The organism is Acinetobacter lwoffii, from assembly GCF_024129685.1.
Lineage (GTDB): Bacteria > Pseudomonadota > Gammaproteobacteria > Pseudomonadales > Moraxellaceae > Acinetobacter > Acinetobacter lwoffii_X.
Map to the genome: position 1 here is coordinate 1 of NZ_JAMXXL010000015.1, position 20,047 is coordinate 20,047.

Genomic DNA, 20,047 nt, shown 5'->3' on the forward strand with positions numbered 1-20,047 from the left:
AAATAAAACCCAACTCAATCAAACTTAACTAAGTCACTGTTTTATCAGAAGTTTTAATCTTCATCACCGCCGATGGATGTGCATTCTACAGCATTTCAGAGCCCTTGCAACACCTTTTTCAAGAAAATCATTTTGTATGTATATTTTTTAAGCTTTTCGTGTGTTTTCATTCATTTTTTATACAAATTTGCTTAAATGATGTCTATTCGTGAATATAACGTTTATTATTTTCATACTAATAAGTAGTGCTACTTACACAGAAAAGGCCTCGGGTTACCTTATGCATCGTTCTATTTACTTATCTATATGTTTATTTTCTTTAGCCTCAAGCGCACATGTTTTCGCCGAGGTGGCCACCGATGTGGAAAATCTGGAAAACGAGCCTGCAAAAACGCCACTTAGAACAAAGATCTCAACCAAAGCGCAACAATTACAAACGCAACTGAAAGTTGATGCCAGTGCAGCACAAGCTGAAGAAGTTAAAGATCCTTTTCAGCCGTTAAATAGAAAGATCTATCAGTTTAATGATGCGATTGACCGCACCGTGGTACGTCCCATAGCCGTACAATATGTGGAAAAAGTTCCTCAAGATGTTCGTGGCAGCTATACCCAGTTCCGCAGTAACCTAGGTGAACCTTGGAATGTGGTGAATCAGCTGATTCAAGGTCGTCCTGCCCGCGCTGCTAAATCCCTAGGTCGTTTTACCATTAACACCTTAACAACTTTAGGACTGGCTGATCCAGCGCGTCGCCTGGGCTTGAGTCATGAAGAGGAAAAATTTGGAATTACCTTAGGTTATTATGGCGTGCCTTCTGGCCCTTATATCATGTTGCCATTTTTAGGTCCAAGTTCTGTCCGTGGCGTAATCGGTACTGCTGTAGATAGTCAAGCTCGTCCACAAAAATACATTCTCGAAGATGAAGATGGACTTTACTGGACTGATCAGTTTTGGCGTGCCATCGATACCCGTTCAGAAATACTGGACGTTGAAGGAGTGCTGACTGGCGATCGCTATGCGCAGATTCGCGATATTTATTTACAACGTACCAATTATGCAATTGCAGAAAAGAAAGGTACAGAACAAGATACGCTTTTCCTAGAAGATGATTTTGAAGATGACAATTCTGATGATGCACCCTCTAGTGATAGCAGCATTGAATCTTCAAACGAAGATCTTTAAGTTTAAGCTTCATGTATGATTGCTAGTGAAAATCTGTTCGCTAGCAATACTTTGCTTGTTATAGTACATCTTATAAACAATCCTGGGATTGAATCACTTTTTTATGTATTTCATTCAACCGACTCGTGATATTCCTTATTTAGATCAAGTGCTTGATACGCTTCCGCATGTTCAGATGATCTATCTGGATGATCATGAACTGTATGACTCTACGATTATTGCGATTGCAGATGTACATGATTATCTGAAATATAAGTGGAATCTGCCTACGATTGTACTGGCCTTAGAAAATGAAGGTACTGCTTTGGCTCAGGCCTGGGAACAAGGTGCTTTAGCCGGCTGGATCTGGAACAAGCTTCCCGAGAATCCAGATCTGGCATTACAAAAAATTGATGCACAATATAAGCGTAACCAGGATAGCCGTGACCTGCCTTCTGCTGCAGAACTACAAAAAAAATTGTTACCGAATCCGATTGAACTGACCAATTACGAGGTCGAAACCTATTTTCAGCCTTCAGCCTATCTTTCAGGGGATTGGTATGATTATTGGAAAATCAGCGACAAAGAAGTGATTTTCTATTTGGCCGATGTATCCGGACATGGCGTCACCAGTAGTTTGCTCACGTCCTGGATGGCAGCTTTCCATGGTCGCTCCAAGACGCCGCGCGAGCTGATCAAGAAGCTGAACGGTATGCTGATGCAGGAAAATATTGAAAAGCACATCACCATGATTGCCGGGATTCTTAATCTGGAAACCCATGTATTAAAATGGTCCAGCGCCGGACATTATCCACCACCAATTATATTTGAACCCAATCAAGAACCTAAAATCCTCTCTTCCAGCAGTTTCCCTTTGGGCTTAACCGAAGATCTTGAAGTTGAGGAAAATGAATGGGTATTAAGTCGCAATGCGCGCTTTATTATCTGTTCGGATGGCGCACTGGAACCTTTTGATGGTGGTTTAAATGAACAATTCTCGCAATTATTACACCATTTGCAGAATCAATCTTTTCAGGCTCCGGAACATGTGGCTGACGATATCGCCTTTTTAAGCTTTATCCGCGTAAATTAGCAGTATATTTACAGGCTTTATAAGCACTTAATTTGATTACTACTTTCAGCCACTTGAGTATCAATACACCCTATGGGATAATTTAATATCCTTCTCTGCAAATGGCATTTATATGTCAACAGGTCATGTTGAATATGCAAGTCTGAATGGAACGCATATTTTTAAGCTTATCGGCGAAGTGCGTGCCCAATCTTGTATTAGTCTAGACAAATTACTGAACAAAATTGAACAGCAAGACAACGTAGTTGGCGCTATCGTTGATCTCACCGAAACCAGTTTCATTGACAGTACCGTACTGGGTGTTTTAGCGAAACTAGGACTCAAACTCAAGCAAGTACACAATATTCAGGCTGTCATGCTTTCTACCAATTCTGACATTACCACTTTGGCCAACAGTATGGGATTGAGCCAAGTGTTTGTGATTCTGAATTATTGTGGTGATCCAAATGTCTGCACACGTGCGCTGATGGAAGAACATGTCACGCATCAAAATATGCTGAATACGGTTCTGGATGCGCATAAAACCTTGATGAAACTGAATCAAAGCAATCAGAACATGTTTGAACCCTTAGTCAAACAGCTACAGAAAGAGCAAGACAATTTAGATAAAATTTCCGAGCAAAAGGTATAACCATCTTATAAGAGGACCCTATGACTTTACTTTCTGTTGTACAAATGAATTCTCAAAATGAAATTGATGCCAATTTCGTGGAGATTGAATCTTTAATTCAACAAAGTAAGGCCAATGGAGCTGAACTGATTGTTTTCCCGGAAAACTTTGTCTGTTTTGCCGCAGGAAAACAGCGTGAAACTGCTGCACAATTTGAAGTGATTCAGCAGCGTCTGGAACAACTTGCCCATCAATATGACACCTGGATCGTCGCTGGTACATTACCCTGCCCTTATCGTCCGGATGGTTCGATCATTGAAGATGGCCGCGTGCGTACCGTTAGCCTGTGTATCAGTCCGGAACGGACCGAAGCGCGTTATGACAAAATTCACTTGTTTGATGTGCAAGTCGGTGATGCTGTAGGCGGTTATCAGGAATCCAAGTTCTTTGAGCCCGGCACAGATGTTGTCGTAGCCAAAACCCCTTTTGGTAATATTGGTTTAATGGTCTGTTATGACCTGCGTTTTCCGGAACTAGCGTTAAATCTACGAGCCAAAGGTGCAAACCTCTTGACCGCACCTTCTGCTTTTACCTATACCACAGGTGAAATGCACTGGCAGCTTCTTCTGCAAACACGTGCTCTAGATAGCCAATGTTCGGTGCTTGGCGCAGCTCAACAAGGCTGGCACGGTGAAAAACGTCAGACTTGGGGACATGCAGCCGCCACCAATAGTCGTGGACAACTTCTCAATATGATTCATGCAGAAGGTGCTCAACTTATTACCGTCGACTTTGATTTAAATGAACAGCAAAAAGTGCGTGAATCCATGCCTTTAATGCAACACCGTAGACTTCTGCAACTTTCCTGAATCGTTTCATTTGCTTGCATAAAATAACAAAATCCCTGCTTATTCTTCAGGTGAAATCACCGAGCATAGAAGCTCTACGAAAAATAAACAGGGATTTAACTCATGTCATTAGAAAAAGCCGTCTATACCGCACATGCCAAAGCCACAGGGGGCCGTGATGGCCGCGCCATTTCTAACGATCAGATTCTGGACGTCCAATTGGCCGTACCTAAAGAAATGGGGGGACCAGGCGGTGGAACCAATCCTGAACAGCTCTTTGCCGCAGGATATTCCGCCTGTTTCTTGGGTGCAATGAAATTTGTTGCCAATCGTGACAAGCTCAATATCAGTAAAGATGCCTATATTGAAGGTGATGTTGGGATTGGTCCGATTCCTACCGGGTTCGGGATCGAAGTGACATTAAACATCCATCTTGAAGGCATGGATCAGGAAGAAGCAAAAAAACTGGTGGATGCTGCGCATATTGTCTGTCCATACTCAAATGCGACCCGTAATAATATTGATGTGAACTTAAACGTAATTACTTAATTTTTTTATTTAACAGCTATCCTGAAAAAAGTTTCAGGATAGCTAGACTTCAATTATAAATTTCAAAATTTACCCGCTTCATCTTTTGTCAAAAGCTACTTCTCTTCCCCACTTGAAAACTGCAGCAAAAACTTAAGAAATTATATATAATGATTCTTATTTACATTTATTCGATTTATATTGATGTTAAAACTAGTTCTTCTGAATTCTCTCCTGCTCCTCACTCCTACAACCTCTTTTGCAGATCTTTATCTCTCAGAAAAAATCCACCCACAGGTAAATTCTCTGGTCAATATAGAGATTGCACGGTTGCCCATTCCACCTACCCCAAACAACATGAACTTACCCGAATTTGGTCAAGGAATTATCGGCTGGGGAACAGGTCCTGATGGTGCAGAAGCACGCTTAATCAACATTACAAAAACAAATGTAGAAAAACTCAAAAGCCAAGATGTGACTTTAGAAATGATTCAGACTTGGCAGAACTTTTATGAAAATGAAACTCTGCGTAATCCGGGAAATCCGACTGCACCTTTTCGTGCACAACTCATGAAAAAAATCGTCAGTCTCTGGTAAATATCCAAAAGTCCTGACGATCATTATGATAAAGCGAGCAGATTAAAAAATTATTCTACTGCTTCGTTGGTTACTCGCAATACTTCTTCAATCGTGGTTTTTCCGGCCAATACTTTACGCAGACCATCATCACGAATGGAACCTGACTGCTGACGTACATAGCTTTCGATTTCATATTCAGCCGCATTGCCATGAATCAAACGGCGCATATGATCATCGACTGGGACAATTTCATAAATTGCAGTACGGCCACTAAAGCCAGTATTGCCACAACGTTCACAGCCTTGAGGTTGCGGTAATCTTAAATCTTGGGGATGCTCAATATTGCCAAATAGATTCTTCTCGAAAGCATCTGCCTCATGCCAGGTCGCGCAATGTGGACACAAGGTACGCACCAGACGTTGGGCAATTACCCCGATTAAAGAACTGGACAGCAGAAATGGTTCAATTCCCATATCTTTCAGGCGCGTAACCGCACCAATCGCGGTATTGGTATGTAAGGTGGATAACACCAGATGTCCTGTCAGGGATGCCTGCACCGCAATTTCTGCGGTTTCCAGATCACGAATCTCACCAACCATGACCACATCCGGGTCCTGACGCAACATGGCTTTTAACGCACGGGCAAAAGTCATATCGACTTTGGTATTGACCTGCGTTTGTCCAATGCCTTCCAGTTGATATTCAATCGGATCTTCAGCCGTGAGAATGTTTTTAGAACCGTCATTCAGGTCAGAAAGTGCCGCATATAAGGTGGTGGTTTTACCCGAACCGGTCGGGCCGGTTACCAAAATAATTCCATGTGGGCGATGCACTAGAGTCTTGAGTCGATCATAGTCATTATTCATCAGGCCCAAATGGGTCATGTTCAAACGGCCTGCCTGCTTGTCCAGAAGACGCATCACCACACGTTCACCATAAGAAGATGGCAAGGTTGATACACGCACATCGACTTCACGCCCTGCCAGACGCAAGGAAATACGGCCATCTTGCGGAATACGTTTTTCGGCAATATCCAGTTTGGCCATGACTTTAATCCGTGAAACCAGAAGCGGGGCCAGTTCACGGCGTGGCTGGACAATTTCGCGTAACTGGCCATCGACCCGTAAACGCACCGACAGTTTTTTCTCAAAAGATTCAATATGAATATCGGAAGCCCCAACACGAATTGCTTCGGATAATAGCGCATTGATCAGACGTACAATTGGCGCATCATCTTCCTGATCCATCAGGTCTTCAGCTTCCGGTACCGAATCAGCCAGACTGAGTAAATCCGGATGATCTTCCAGACCGGCAGCCACCTGCTGTGATTCGCCGCTATCTCCGGCAAAACTGGAACTAAGTAACTGGTTAAATTCCTGTTCGCTACAGAGTTGAAAATGAGCCGGATAACCGAGCAGACGGCGGGCTTCCTGCAATGCAAGCATCGAGGTATTGTCACGGCGCAGAATAAAGGCCTGATCTCCCTCATAACGCAACAGCACACCATGGCGCTTGGCGAAGCTATATGGGATTTGTAATTGTTTAAGTACTTGCATCGCGGATTATAATAATGATGAAAAAATTTAAATTGAGTGTACTCTAAGCATATGACAGCGTGAAGTATGTTTTCAAAGATTTAGCAAGAAAGGGTGCCAAGATTGCCGCAAGATAAAGATGAATTAATCCCGAATACAGCGAAAATGCGCTGGTGGGGAGAACAGAATTTTGAAATAAATCAGTCTAAAGCCTGGCAGTTTGGCTCCTTACTGTTTCGCCTGACCCGGGGCATTCAGGAATGGCGACTGGAATATTTCCGCCCTTCAGTGCAATACGATTATGAGCAGCAATGGCATCAGATTGATGATCCGAATTTTGCCTTTCCCCCACCTGTGAAAATTGAACGCTATATGTTCAAATCCACGCAAAACAAATTGCAACTGATGCCACGCCTTGCAGACCGTTCTGTGGTGATTAAACCAGTCGATCCGATTTATATTCCTGCCGGACAGCGCGGTACGCTTTATATCAGCACGCCCTTATGGATTGCCGGTTTTGTCGAGGGGCAGCGCGAACCGATTTTTGACTTGCCGGTAATCTTGCCAAAAGACACTTGGTTTGGACCCAATCACCGTTCGGGGGAAATTTGCTATGCCACCGCAGTCGATGGCAGAACCGAACTGAAACAGTTACATCCGCGAGCCTTTCGTGCAGTCACACCAATTGAATTTCACAATACCAGCAACCAGCAATTGCGCTTTGACCGAATGAATGTGCCAGTGCCTGCCCTGCCGCTTTTTTACAGTGAAAGTACCGGCCGCTTATGGACCTCACAAATCCGGGTCTTGCATGAGAGTTCGGATCGTCCGCCGCGGATCCGGGTGGAAAACCGCACGCCACCAAATGCTGGTGAAGTGGCCTATTTGCATCCACCGCGTGATCCAGCAGGTGCATTATTTAATATGTTTGATTCATTTTTCTAAGGGCGTCTGATGCCAAGTTCAAATATTCCGACCGAAGTCACCAATAGCCTGAAGGGAGTATTTACCAATATCAATACCGATCGTTTGACCGAAGTTCTGGTGGCGGTGGTGTTGTGCTTTATTGGTTTCCTGATCGCACGCTTTATTTCCAATACCTTTATTCGCACCATTGGTGTCCGTTTTAATGCCCATCAGAAACTGGTCTGGCGCCGCGGAATTTTCTATTTTATCTTCCTGCTGTTTGTGATGGCCAGCCTGAAAGAAGCCGGCTTTAAACTCAGTGTCTTCCTTGGCGCTGCCGGGATTTTAACGGTCGCACTGGGTTTTGCTTCGCAAACCTCAGCATCCAACCTGATCAGTGGTCTGTTCCTGATTGGTGAAGGTTCTTTTGAAGTCGGTGATACCATCCAGATTACCTTGATTCGTGGGCATACCATTGAAGGCGAAGTGATTTCGATTGATCTGCTCTCGGTTAAACTTTTGACCCAAGATAATATCTATGTGCGTTTACCGAATGAACAGCTAATTCGGGCACCGGTGCAGAACTTGTCGAAATTTCCGATACGGCGGATTCCGATTACGTTGGCGATCAATTTCCATGAAAATATTATCAAGGTACGCGAAGTTCTGCTGGACGTTGCCAATAAATATCCACTAGTACTGGCCGACCCGAAACCTGCAGTCACCGTTACCGCTTTCCGTGAATCTTCGATTGAACTGCTGTTTGCAGTGTGGTGCCAACAGGAAAACTACCTGAAAGTTCGTGATGAAATGCAGGAACGGATTCGCAACGGCTTTGTCGATAACCAGATTGAAATTCCGGTGCCAAAAATGGGCTTTGTCGATCATCCACTTTCCCGTCCTTTGGAAAATGAAGAAATCGATCAATATGCCAATGAAAAGGCCCTCAAAAGAGAGCCTGATCTGAAATAACCCTTAGATTCCCTCTCCTTTTTAAAGGAGAGGGTTAGGGAGAGGATTCAAAGCTCCCTCTCCGGCATCGGCGCAATATAAGCAATCAGTAGCATCACCCCGCCCGCCAGCAGGAATGAAATCACCCGGGTCAGGGTGCCAATATGTGACAGGTCAAATAGTACGAGCTTCAAGGTCACAATCACCAGAATACTGCCGCCTAAAATCCACATCAGTTTCAGTTTTTTGAGCGTTGCTGTCCACATGGTAATCCAGGCGAGTAATACCCAAAGTATGGTCAGACTAAGCTGAACCGTCGCATTGCTCCATAATGCCAGCTCATTAAACGACGTCTGCAGGTACACATGTAAAGCTCTTAAAACAATATAACTGGAAAGCCATAACAGACTTAGTACCATTAAAACTGCGATCATGCCTTTATCACGTCCCACCTTGATTTGCTGTAACAGCATCCAGATAAAACTGGCAAACATGGCGATACTGATCAGGTCAAAAGGATTCAGAATCGGCAGCCAGTAATATTGAAAGGCTTGCTGGCTAAACAGCTGTGAACAAACCAGCCAAGTTGCCATCAGCAATAAACAGCTCTTGGTTTGCCAAAGCTGCTGCCAACCTGACTGCACATCCTGCCGATAGCACCACAGGCAGAATAATAAAGGTAAAATCACCATGCTCAGATAAGGCATGTTCGGGATCAGGCATAAACTTGCCAGAGCCAGACTGCTAAAAACGCCAAAGCTCATCCATTCTTTGGAGAGCTGCAAGCCAGCCAGCGGTCTAAGCCACAGAATGGCCAATAATATCGTTGAAAGTGCAGAAACCCCACGTTCCAGATCACTATTCCAGACAATCACCGCATTCTGACTGCGATCCAGAGTCAGAATCACCGCAATGACCAGCAAGGGCGAGATGCCACTCCACTTCGGCAGTAACCAAGACCATTCCTGATTTTTGCGCAGGATCATTTCATTCAACAGCATATAACCCAGTGTGATGATAAATAAACTCAGTACATAGGTATGCTGACTCGGAAATTCATCTTCCAGCAAGGCAAATAGCATCAGACTGGCCGCGACACTCACGCTGCTTAAAAAACTGACACTCAGACTATCCATCTGCTGCTGGTACTGCTTTTTAAGCTGACTAATGACCACGACTGCCACATAGCACAGACTCAAAATCCAGAAAATGATTCGCGGTGTTGGATTAATCTCGATCAGATAATACAGGCTGCTGAATCCGGCCATCAGCAATAAACCCATGCTCAGATAGTGCGCTACCCGGACATTTTTTTCCAAGGCCCATAAATAAATCAGCACACCTTCAACTGCCCAACCAATCACACTCCATTGTTCTGTCAATAAGATCGGTGGCACCAAGGCGAGAAAAATCAGCATCAGGCTCAGATAGCTCTGCGAAATGAGCTGGATAGTTTGTTTACGGCGCAGCAGTGTCCAGCAAGCGGCAAAGACCAGTGCAAAGAACAGGCTTAATCCAGCTTGCCAGAGTTTTTGATTGGGCTGATTAAAATGAATCAGATACAGAAAAATATAAGCGGTAATAGGGGCAGCAAAAATCAGCGCTAAGTCCAGTACCGGTTTTAAGTGAAAACGTGAGAGATCCTGTCGTGCCAGCAACTGACTGAAGCGGAAACCTAGCCAGATAAACAGTGCACTATGTGCCAGAATCAACGCAGTCATGGCATAACGCTCATATGTATAACCATGAATCAGGCTATATATCCCGCCAACGACCGCAGTCACTAAAAAGGCAATTTGATTGAGAATCTTCCATGGCCGGAAACTGCTCAACACCGCCACCCCGATATTGATCAGCAGATAATAGCTGATCAACTCAACAGCAGAAGCATCGCGGGTCGGCAAGGTAAACGGCGCCAGATAAGCAATCAGTAAAGCCATCAAGGCCAGTTCGATGCTTTCCTGTTTCAGACTTAAATACAAAGTGATGGCCAGAATGATGAGGAATAGCAAAGTCGCCAACGGTAACGTGGGAATCACCAGATTGTAATAGGCAAAAAATAAGGTCAGGAACAGACTCCCCAAACCCAGTCCTTCCAGTGCCAGAGCAAAACTCCGATTTTTTTGCATCAGGGGATAACCCAGACCTGTTACACAGCCACTTGCCAGTGCAACCAGGCCCAATTTTGCAGCCAGACTGAGTTGCCAGTGCTCGGTGGCAAAGCGCAGCAGTAAAATAATCCCAATCACCAAAATACTGATTGCGACCTTGAGGACAGGATTCCCCTGAAAAAGCCAGCGCTGCAGTTGATCTACCAGATGAGGAGAATCGTTTACCTCTTGGGCAGACTCGGTTTTCACCAATGGAACAGAATCGGATCGATCCGGTGATCGCTGTAAGGGATCGGCAGAAAGAGATTGTGGTTGCAGCTGTATCAAGCGCCCTTCCAGACGTTGCAGCCACCTGAGCAAAAAGAATACCCAGGCCGTAATCCCGATCCCCATCAGCCAATCCAGTTCAGCCAGTCCACCAACAATGGCAGTAATTGAAGAAATATATAAAGGAACTTTAGAGTTTTGCTCCAAGGACATCTGCTGCTGTCCGGCCAATTGATTCAGCGGTGCTTCTACCGCAGTGACATATTGCATCACGCTAAAGATAAAACCCAAACCACACAGATAAGTCACAATCTGATAACCCAGATACCAGGCACTGATCCCGGCAATCAGCAGGGTAATCAGCCAGATCATGCGTAACTCATTCCGTCCTGCAGCCATTCTTATATTTCTCTTTCCTGAATCGTTCCATCATACAACAGCTTGTGCTGCTTATTTCATCTTCGGCCGATATTCGCTAAGCTGTAAACTCAGACTCGCCTCAGCGAGCGCGGTAAAAATCACGTACAATAGCGCTGTATTTTGAATAAGGAATTGATTACATGCCACCATTTGTCTTGGTCGATGGCTCTTACTTTTTATTTCGTGCCTTTCACGCACTGCCACCATTAACCACGTCAACCGGTTTACATACCAATGCAATTCGTGGTGCGATTTCTGCTATTCAAAAACTGATGCGCCGGACCCAACCGACCCATATGGCGGTAATTTTCGATACCCCAGAACCGACCTTTCGGCATGAGCTGTCACCGATTTATAAAGGTGACCGTCCCAGCATGCCAACGGAATTATCCGAACAGATTCCTTATCTACATGCCTTGATCCGCGCTTTGGGCATTCCCCTGCATACCTTGCCAGGTGCCGAAGCCGATGACATTATCGGGACACTGGCCAAACGTGCCGAGGCGATGGGACATCAGGTGCTGATCTCTACAGGCGATAAAGATATGGCGCAACTGGTGACCGAAAAAGTTACCCTGGAAGACAGCTTTAAAGAAAAACCGCTGGATGTCGACGGCGTGTTTGAAAAGTTTGGCGTCTGGCCGAATCAGATTATTGACTATCTGACCCTGATGGGTGATGCATCAGATGGCATCATGGGCGTGCCAGGTGTCGGTGCCAAAACTGCAGCAAAACTGCTTAACGAATATGGCTCGATTGGCGGCATTTTAGAAAATGTAGACAAGATCAAAGGCAAAGTCGGTCAAAATATTAAAGAACATGTCGATGGCATTGCACTGGACCATCAGCTGGCCAGTATTGTGATCGATCTGGATCTTAACTTTGGTTATGACGATTTAAAACTGTGTGAGCCGAATGTCGAGACCTTACGTCATTTGTACACCGAGCTGGAATTCCGTAACCAGCTGCAGTCCTTAGATCACCCGAACAACCCGAATAATTCAAATTACCAGCAAGCAGCAAAATCTATTAACGCCAAAGCGGTTACAGCACCAGAACCTCTGGAAGACCATGCGTCTGTGACCAGCAGTGATGACCAGTTAGGACAAGCCACCTATCACACGGTATTAAACCAACAAGATTGGGACACACTGTTTGAACGCTTAAGTACCGAAAAACGTTTTGCCTTTGATACCGAAACCACCAGTCTGGATTATCGTATTGCACAGATTGTCGGTTTCTCGGTCGCCTTCGATGCGCAAGATGCCTACTATGTTCCCTTGGCACATGATTATGAAGGCGCACCAGAGCAGCTGAATCGTGAAGTAATTCTGGCGCAGATCAAACCAATTCTGGAAGATGAGTCTGTAAAGAAAATTGGTCATCATCTGAAATATGATGCACATGTACTGGAAAATCATGGCATTCATCTGGCAGGCTGGTATTTCGACACCATGCTGGCTTCCTATGTCCTGAATTCTGTCGCGACCCGTCATGGCATGGATGATGTGGCCCGCCTCTATTTAAGCCATCTGACTACGACTTATGAGCAGGTGGCCGGTAAAGGCGCCAAACAGAAGACCTTCAACCAGATTCCACTTGAAACTGCAGCGCATTATGCTGCAGAAGATGCACATGTTACTTATCGTCTTTATGAAGTCTTGAGCGGGAAATTACAGGCACATCCTGAACTGGTGAATATTCTGCACAATATTGAAGTTCCGGTCGCACGTGTACTGACACAAATGGAAGAAAACGGCATCGAACTGGATCTGGCTTTTCTGGATCAGCTTGGGGGTGAGTTTGCCAATACCATGCAAGATCTGGAAAACCACATTATGGAAATTGCAGGGGAAAGCTTTAATGTCAGCTCACCGAAACAGGTCGGTGAAGTGTTATTTGAAAAGCTGGGCCTAAAAGGCGGTAAAAAAACCACCACCGGACAATACAGTACCAGTGAAAGTGTACTGGAAAAAATTGAACATCCGATTGCCCAGCTGATTCTGGAATATCGTGGTTTGTCCAAGCTCAAAAGTACCTATACCGATGGTTTATGCAAACAGGCCAATCCTGATACTCACCGTGTGCATACCAGTTATCATCAGGCATTGACTGCAACTGGCCGTTTATCATCGACTGATCCAAACCTGCAGAACATTCCGATTCGTGCCGAAATTGGCCGTCAAATCCGCAAGGCGTTTGTGGCACCGGAAGGTCGTGTCTTGCTGGCAGCCGATTACTCGCAAATTGAATTACGTCTGATGGCACATTTATCTCAGGATGAAGCCCTGCTGGATGCATTCATTCACGGTCAGGATGTACATCGCCGTACTGCAGCTGAAGTTCTAGGCATTCCTCTGGAAGAAGTGACCAATGACCAGCGTCGTCAGGCCAAGGCCGTCAACTTCGGGCTACTTTACGGTATGTCCGAATTTGGTTTGATCCGTCAGTTGGGCTTTACCCGTCAGGAATCACAGGATTATATCAAGCAGTATTTCCATCGTTATCCGGGCATTTATGACTATATGCAACGTACCCGTCAGGTCGCATTAGAACAGGGTTTTGTTGAAACCCTGCTCGGACGCCGTTTATATACTCCAGATATCGATGCCCGTAATATGATGGTGCGTAAAGCGGCAGAACGTGCTGCGATTAATGCCCCGCTACAAGGTTCAGCTGCGGATATCATTAAAATGGCGATGATTGAAGTCGACAAGATGTTGCCGAAAGATCAGGCCAAAATGCTGCTGCAAGTTCACGATGAACTGGTGTTTGAAGTCGATGAAGACATTGCCGATGAACTGGCACCTAAACTGGCTGAAGTGATGCAATCGGTATTGCAGATTTCTGTACCATTGGTGGTAGAAGTGGGTAAAGGCAAAAACTGGGATGAAGCGCATTAATGTGCCTTTAACCCCGTCTTCCTTATAGGAGGTGAGGAATATATTCCGCAAGGGGATGGAGGGGATTTTAATTTATAATCCTCATCTACAGGCAGCGATATTAAAATCTTTTCTGCTATCAAGTTTCGAACGCATATTTTTCTATTTTTAGGAAATCAGCAGCATTACTGGTTCAGAGTATCCAAGTTCCCTCTCTTTCCAGGAGAGGGTTAGGGAGAGGTTAATATCCCATCTTCTTCTTGTACTTCGATTAAAACTTATTCACGGTTTGGGAAGTTTAACAAATCCCTCCCAACTTCCCTTTTCTAAAGGGAGGAGCAAATAAAAAGGACGCCTCAGCGTCCTTTTTATTTGGATCCAATTAAAGACCAGTAAGCAGTACAATCGCCACCTGGTTCATAATCATTTCGATAATAATTAAAGTCAAAATGGCGAAGATTGGAGAAAGGTCAATCATGCCCATATTTGGCATAATCCGGCGGAAAGGTGCCAGTAAAGGCTCAGCCAGCTCTTGCACGACTTCAATATAAGGCGAACGAGACTGGGTAAACATCACCACCCAGCTTAAAATAATGGTAGCGAAAATCAAATAACGACAGAAACGGATCAAATCCTGCATCATGGTGACAAAAGTCAAAATAATCAGATGGACAGGCCCATTCGGCGTCCCCCCTGACAGATACATCATGCCAAAAATTTTAAGCAGATAGAGCACGACCAATAATGCCAAAGCAGCAGTACTGACTCGGCCTTTGGCCAAGGTTGGGAAAATTCGACCAAATACATCTACAATTTTAGTGGCTTTCACAGTAGAAAGAACCACAGGATTGTAAGGACTGACCGCTGCCAGTTGCATTAAAAATCGAAAGAATACGAGCAAAATCGCGACGTTAATGATAATGCCAAAAATTAGCGCAGAATTTGCACCCATACTTGAACGTTCCTAAAAATTAAACTGAAGATTTGCTGCTTTCACTGAGCTCTTGTGCCAGTTCTTGACTGCGTTTTTGTGCAGCGGCAAGTGCCGCCTGAATATTTTGAGAAATCTGGGCGCGATCAAAGACTTCAAGTGCGGCCTGTGTAGTCCCATTTGGAGAAGTCACATTTTTACGTAACTCAGCCGGCGTATTCGAGCTGGTAATCGCCATTTGCGCCGCGCCTAAAGCGGTCTGCAAAGTCAGTGCAGTTGCAACTTTTTCATCCAGACCTAAATTTTTACCCGCACGAATCATACTTTCCATCATATAGAAAAAGTAAGCTGGACCCGAACCCGAGAGTGCAGTGACTGCATCAATTTGTGCTTCTGAGTCGACCCAAATGGTTAATCCAGTTGATGCCAAAACCTGACTGGCTAGCTCACGATCACTCGTTTCCACAGATGCATTGGCATATAAACCATGTGCCCCGGTCTGCACCAATGCAGGTGTATTCGGCATGACCCGGACAATACGCTCAGTCCCCAACAATGCTGATAATGTGGCAATTTCTGCACCGGCAACAATGGAAATAATCAGTTTGTTATTGACCAGACCTTTTAAAGGTTGCAGTACTTGAGCCAAAACCTGAGGTTTTACCGCCAACACAACGATATCTGCATCCTGAATTGCAGCGCTATTATCCCCGGTCACATTAATTTCTTTTTCCGCCAATAAAGCACGGACTTTTTCGACCGGATCAGAAACTGTAATACGTGTTGCTGGCAAACCACGTGAAATCAGACCGCCAATTAAGGCTTGGGCCATATTACCGCCACCAATAAAACAGATATTACAATTTAAAGCTGCACTCATGTTCAATGCTCATCGTTGAGTTCTAAAGTTGAAGAAACCGACCTCGGCAGCCATCCACCTGCTTCACAATATGCAGATTGGGCCAACCAAAATCCTTTAGGGGTAAACACGCCTAGCATAACATTATCTGTGCTTAATATTTGAATAGTATGCCGAGCCCAGGGAAATATTTGCGCTTCCTGAATAGCTTTTTTCAGCGGCCAGGTACCGACACGGCCATATAAATGAATTTTTTCGCCACCCTGCCTCTGCTGTAAATGCAAAGCTTGCTGCAATAATGCAGGAGATAAACCGAACTGTGCAGGCGCGATGATAAATTTCCCTGACAAAACCTGCACACAGTCTTTTAAAGCGAATTTTATACTTTCCGGACTAGTTTGAACCTGTTGCTGCTCGGCTAAATAGATCTCTGCGGTCAAACGATATAATTGCTGCTGATAGCGTACATAATAAAAGCCTTGCCAATGCAATGCTGCCTGAGCATCTTGCTTGGCATAAATCACTTCGCATTGCAAACGCTTTACCATATCTAAGGATGGACGATACTGTTGTTTACCTTTCATCCAGGCAGAGAGTAATTGACGTTGTCGTGATTTTGAAAGCTGTAGAAATTTACCAAGATCGAGCTGCGTTTCAGTTCCACAATATGCTAAATCCTGTTGCAGCACTTCTTGTAAAATGTCTTGAGCATCCTGCATTAACTCACTGGTTCGCACCAAGGCAGCTTGCATTTTAGGATAGCGTTCGCTTAATACTGGCCACAGGGTCTGGCGTGCCCAGGCTCGGTCATAATGGGTATCAGCATTGGTCGGATCTTCGATATTCTTAACATTTAAGTCTGATGCCCATTGGCAAATCTGCTCACGGGAAATATCCAGCAATGGCCGCCAAATCGTGAGATTTTCACGTACATCGATTTGTTTCATTGCCGCTAAGCCGTCAACACCGGCACCAGACAATAAACGTAGCATCAGGGTTTCCGCCTGATCCTGCTGATGATGTGCCAGCACCAATATTTCATCCGCTTGCAAATGTTGCAGATAAGCCTGATAACGTGAATTGCGCGCTTGCTGTTCCAGATTGCCACTAGCGACATGAACTGGCTGGATGATGCAGGGAATATTCAGTTGCTGACATTGATGTGCAACGAACTTGCCCCAATCTGCGCTGAGTGCTTGTAACTGATGATCGATATAAATCGCCCGAACTTTTTCCGGGCATAAAAAAAACATCAGATGCAGCAACAGCATAGAATCTACGCCGCCACTGCATCCGATGAGAAATTTTGTCTCTGCAGGAAAGTCCTGCAGCTGTTTTAAGAAACCAGACCTAAATTGTCGCTGCCAAACTTCATTAAACGTTGGTAACGTGCTTCGCATCGTGCTTGCGCTTCCATTGGTTGCAGTTCATTCAAAGCTTCTTTCAGCACTGCTTTCAAGCTGTTCATGACCTGATCCGGATTTAAATGAGCACCCTCACCTTCATCCACCACATATTCTACAATACCCATTTTCTGCAATTTTTCTGCAGTCAGAGCCAAGGCTTCACTGGCCTGTTCAGCTTTTTCAGCGGTTTTCCAGAGAATTGAGGCACAGCCTTCCGGTGAAATCACCGAATAAATACTGTGAGAGAGCATCACCACACGGTCTGCCACCCCAATACCCAGCGCACCCCCCGAACCGCCTTCACCCAGTACAGTTGCAATCACAGGTACTTTCAAATTAGAAAGCTGAGCCAGACTGGTGGCAATCGCTTCAGCCTGACCACGTTCTTCTGCACCGACACCCGGATAAGCGCCCATAGTGTCAATAAAAGTAAAGACTGGCAGGTTAAAACGCTCTGCCATGTCTAGCAGACGCTGTGCCTTACGATAACCTTCCGGGTTACTCATGCCAAAATTATGCTGTAATTTTTCACGGGTGCTACGACCACGATGCTGACCAACGATCATCACCGGTTGACCATCGAAACGAGCCAGACCACCGATCATCGCGCCATCATCACCATATAGGCGGTCACCATGTAAAGCATCAAATTCAGTGAATATTTCACCCACATAGTCCAGGAATTGTGGACGTTCTGGATGACGTGCAATCTGCACTGTCGCCCATGCTTTTGATGGAGTTGCTTTATTTTTCATAGGTTAACCGTTTTCATCCCTATAAAGGTATTAATTAACAAACTGTTCGGATTGAATCGAGAGTTCAATCTCCCAATTTTTAAATTGCTGCTGTTCATCGTGCAGTTCAGCGACCAGCAATGGCCATTGCTTGGCATCACCAGACACGCTGAGTTGCCATTGTTGCGCATTTTCAACCTTGAGTTCAATGGCAGGAAGCATCTCATCGCTACGACTGTGATTGACCAAAACCGACAGACGAAGCAGCAAACATAACCATAAAAGTTTAGATCCACCGACTTTCATCACATCAATCTTGGCATCAGCGCGCAATTTACGCCGATGGTGCGCGACCAAATGTGACAAATGATTTTGATCAACTTGCGAGAAACCGGCAATATCCGAATGTTGTAATAAATACGCGCCATGACGATGATAGCCACTGTGACTGATGGCCAAACCAATCTCATGCAGATAGGCGGCACGACGTAACAGGTCACTATCTTCAACACTCAACCCGAGTTCACTGGCCACGTCATTAAACAATTTCTGTGCGGTCTGAACCACACGTTCTGCCTGCTTGGCATCGGCATTATATCGACCAATCAAGGCATGGACGGAACGATCACGGATATCTTCATGCTTGAAACGGCCAAGCAAGTCATACATCACGCCTTCACGTAGTGCACCATCGGAATAGACCAAATGATCAATTCCCAATACATCAAAGACAGCATAGAGAATAGCAATACCAGCAGGCAAGACGGCACGACGGTCATCTTTCAGACCTTCGAATTCCATGTCCGAGACATATTTATATTTAAGTAGTTTGTCTTTAAGCTTTTCCAAACCTTCACGCGTCAACTGTTCGCGATCATTGCTCCAGCCCATATTGACGCAAATCTGGCGGCAGGCTTTAATGGTACCACTCGAGCCAACGACAGCATCCCAACCGGCTTCTTTATAAGTATTGGCAATTCCGGAAATTTCTTTACGCGCCGCAGTGACTGCTTTATCAAAAGCTTTGGCGCTGATTTCCCCATCCTGAAAATAGGCCTTGGTAAAGGCTACACAGCCCATTTGTACCGATTCGGTATGAATCGGCTCGAATTCTTCACCGATAATCAGCTCAGTTGAACCGCCACCGATGTCAACCACCAAACGACGACCGCTGTTGGCCATGGTATGCGATACACCCAGATAAATCAGACGGGCTTCTTCACGACCGGCAATAATTTCGATCGGTTTCGGTAAAATTTCTGCGGCTTTCTGAATAAATTCATGGCCGTTTTTGGCTTGACGCAACGCATTCGTCGCCACAATCCGTAATCGGTTCGGCTGAACTGCACCTAAACGACCTACAAAACGGGCCAGACAGGCCAAACCGCGTTGCTGTGCGGCTTCGGTTAAATTTTTATTTTCGTCTAGTCCTGCGGCAAGCTGAACTTTTTCTGACATTGATGCCACTTTCTTCACTTCACCATGATCTACACGGGCGATGGCCAAATGAAAGCTGTTTGATCCCATATCGATGGCGGCAAGTAATTCTTCATCAATCAAAAAGTCAGACATTCCAGAAATAAACCTTTAACGAATTGTGCTTAGAGTAATTCACATGCATGCAATTTAAAAGCCATTTGTAGCGACAATTTAATGCCTTATTCTTTTTTTTATCGGGAATAATAGTGAGACACGATCATCACTATCGTGATCATCCATTAGACAAAATAACATTAAGCATTGAAAATTTACAGATTCCCCTACATTGTTAAAGATGGCTATGTAATACTAATAATTAGTTATCTTTAAAATATTAATCTGGAGCACATTCCATGTCTGGCAACATCGTAAACACTACTGACGCAAACTTCGAAGCAGACGTTCTTCAATCAGACGTTCCTGTACTGGTGGACTTTTGGGCAGGCTGGTGTGCACCATGTAAAGCAATCGCACCTGTACTTGAAGTGCTTGCTGATGAATACCAAGGCAAAGTTAAAATCGTGAAAGTTGACGTAACTTCTTGCGAACAAACTGCTGTGAATTTCAACATCCGTAACATCCCGGCTTTGTTGATGTTCAAAAATGGTGAAGTTGTTGCGACTCAAGTCGGTGCTGCACCAAAATCTAAACTGACTGCATTTATTGATGACAATATCTAAGCACAGCATTTTTAGTAAAAAATACGCGACTCATGCTCGCGTATTTTTTTCGGCTATAAATTGACAAAC

General features: G+C 44.8%; 17 protein-coding genes. 10 read left to right on the top strand and 7 right to left on the bottom strand.

Annotation, left to right across the window (positions count from 1 at the left end; translation table 11 throughout):
• The first annotated feature begins 280 nt into the window (after nt 1–280).
• The 6 genes from NI464_RS08690 to NI464_RS08715 all read left to right on the top strand — a co-directional run bounded on the left by NI464_RS08690 (nt 281) and on the right by NI464_RS08715 (nt 4,835).
• The gene (locus NI464_RS08690) at nt 281–1,180 is read left to right on the top strand and encodes an MlaA family lipoprotein (protein WP_253138168.1); all 900 of its coding nucleotides are present in this window, start codon (nt 281–283) and stop codon (nt 1,178–1,180) included.
• Between the two features lie 103 nt (nt 1,181–1,283).
• A complete protein-coding gene (gene gigA / locus NI464_RS08695; protein WP_004732911.1) occupies nt 1,284–2,252 on the top strand; it encodes an RsbU family protein phosphatase GigA in 969 nt (322 codons plus the stop codon).
• A 112-nt stretch (nt 2,253–2,364) separates the two neighbouring features.
• Nucleotides 2,365–2,883, top strand: a complete 519-nt coding sequence (gigB, locus tag NI464_RS08700) for an anti-anti-sigma factor GigB (protein ID WP_004647542.1) — start codon at nt 2,365–2,367, stop codon at nt 2,881–2,883.
• Nucleotides 2,884–2,903: 20 nt separating this feature from the next.
• Nucleotides 2,904–3,731 carry a carbon-nitrogen hydrolase family protein gene (locus NI464_RS08705; protein ID WP_004647541.1) on the top strand — a complete coding sequence of 276 codons (828 nt, stop codon included), beginning with the start codon at nt 2,904–2,906 and terminating at the stop codon, nt 3,729–3,731.
• 102 nt (nt 3,732–3,833) lie between these two features.
• A complete protein-coding gene (locus NI464_RS08710; RefSeq protein WP_005103335.1) occupies nt 3,834–4,259 on the top strand; it encodes an organic hydroperoxide resistance protein in 426 nt (141 codons plus the stop codon).
• 183 nt (nt 4,260–4,442) lie between these two features.
• Nucleotides 4,443–4,835, top strand: coding sequence for a DUF4951 domain-containing protein (locus NI464_RS08715; protein WP_253138169.1), 393 nt, complete (start codon nt 4,443–4,445; stop codon nt 4,833–4,835).
• A 50-nt stretch (nt 4,836–4,885) separates the two neighbouring features.
• On the opposite strand, the gene gspE is transcribed toward NI464_RS08715, so the two are convergent.
• On the bottom strand, nt 4,886–6,373 hold the full coding sequence (gene gspE, locus NI464_RS08720) for a type II secretion system ATPase GspE (RefSeq protein ID WP_005246044.1): 1,488 nt from the start codon (nt 6,371–6,373) through the stop codon (nt 4,886–4,888).
• Between the two features lie 144 nt (nt 6,374–6,517).
• On the opposite strand from gspE, the gene NI464_RS08725 reads away from it, so the two are divergent.
• Nucleotides 6,518–7,297: a hypothetical protein gene (locus tag NI464_RS08725; protein ID WP_086044916.1), complete on the top strand. Its 780-nt coding sequence runs from the start codon at nt 6,518–6,520 to the stop codon at nt 7,295–7,297.
• Nucleotides 7,298–7,306: 9 nt separating this feature from the next.
• Nucleotides 7,307–8,230, top strand: coding sequence for a mechanosensitive ion channel family protein (locus tag NI464_RS08730; protein ID WP_005250806.1), 924 nt, complete (start codon nt 7,307–7,309; stop codon nt 8,228–8,230).
• Nucleotides 8,231–8,277: 47 nt separating this feature from the next.
• Here NI464_RS08730 and NI464_RS08735 read toward each other — a convergent pair whose 3' ends face one another.
• A complete protein-coding gene (locus tag NI464_RS08735) occupies nt 8,278–10,986 on the bottom strand; it encodes a DUF2339 domain-containing protein (RefSeq protein ID WP_253138170.1) in 2,709 nt (902 codons plus the stop codon).
• 161 nt (nt 10,987–11,147) lie between these two features.
• On the opposite strand from NI464_RS08735, the gene polA reads away from it, so the two are divergent.
• Nucleotides 11,148–13,910, top strand: coding sequence for a DNA polymerase I (gene polA / locus NI464_RS08740; RefSeq protein WP_253138171.1), 2,763 nt, complete (start codon nt 11,148–11,150; stop codon nt 13,908–13,910).
• A 361-nt stretch (nt 13,911–14,271) separates the two neighbouring features.
• On the opposite strand, the gene NI464_RS08745 is transcribed toward polA, so the two are convergent.
• The 5 genes from NI464_RS08745 to ppx are packed head-to-tail and all read right to left on the bottom strand — an operon-like array spanning nt 14,272 to nt 19,391.
• Entirely contained in the window at nt 14,272–14,841 is a 570-nt protein-coding gene (locus tag NI464_RS08745; protein ID WP_213687642.1) for a YggT family protein, read from the bottom strand.
• Nucleotides 14,842–14,860: 19 nt separating this feature from the next.
• Nucleotides 14,861–15,700 carry a pyrroline-5-carboxylate reductase gene (gene proC / locus NI464_RS08750; protein WP_420914106.1) on the bottom strand — a complete coding sequence of 280 codons (840 nt, stop codon included), beginning with the start codon at nt 15,698–15,700 and terminating at the stop codon, nt 14,861–14,863.
• A gap of 2 nt (nt 15,701–15,702) precedes the next feature.
• Nucleotides 15,703–17,079 carry a tRNA lysidine(34) synthetase TilS gene (gene tilS / locus NI464_RS08755; RefSeq protein ID WP_253138173.1) on the bottom strand — a complete coding sequence of 459 codons (1,377 nt, stop codon included), beginning with the start codon at nt 17,077–17,079 and terminating at the stop codon, nt 15,703–15,705.
• Nucleotides 17,016–17,840: an acetyl-CoA carboxylase carboxyltransferase subunit alpha gene (locus NI464_RS08760; protein WP_004278263.1), complete on the bottom strand. Its 825-nt coding sequence runs from the start codon at nt 17,838–17,840 to the stop codon at nt 17,016–17,018. Before NI464_RS08760 ends, tilS begins: the two co-directional genes overlap by 64 nt.
• Nucleotides 17,841–17,870: 30 nt before the next feature.
• Entirely contained in the window at nt 17,871–19,391 is a 1,521-nt protein-coding gene (gene ppx / locus NI464_RS08765) for an exopolyphosphatase (RefSeq protein ID WP_004278264.1), read from the bottom strand.
• Nucleotides 19,392–19,651: 260 nt separating this feature from the next.
• Here ppx and trxA point away from each other — a divergent pair, with 260 nt between their 5' ends.
• Nucleotides 19,652–19,978 carry a thioredoxin gene (gene trxA / locus NI464_RS08770; protein ID WP_004278266.1) on the top strand — a complete coding sequence of 109 codons (327 nt, stop codon included), beginning with the start codon at nt 19,652–19,654 and terminating at the stop codon, nt 19,976–19,978.
• Nucleotides 19,979–20,047 lie beyond the last annotated feature (69 nt).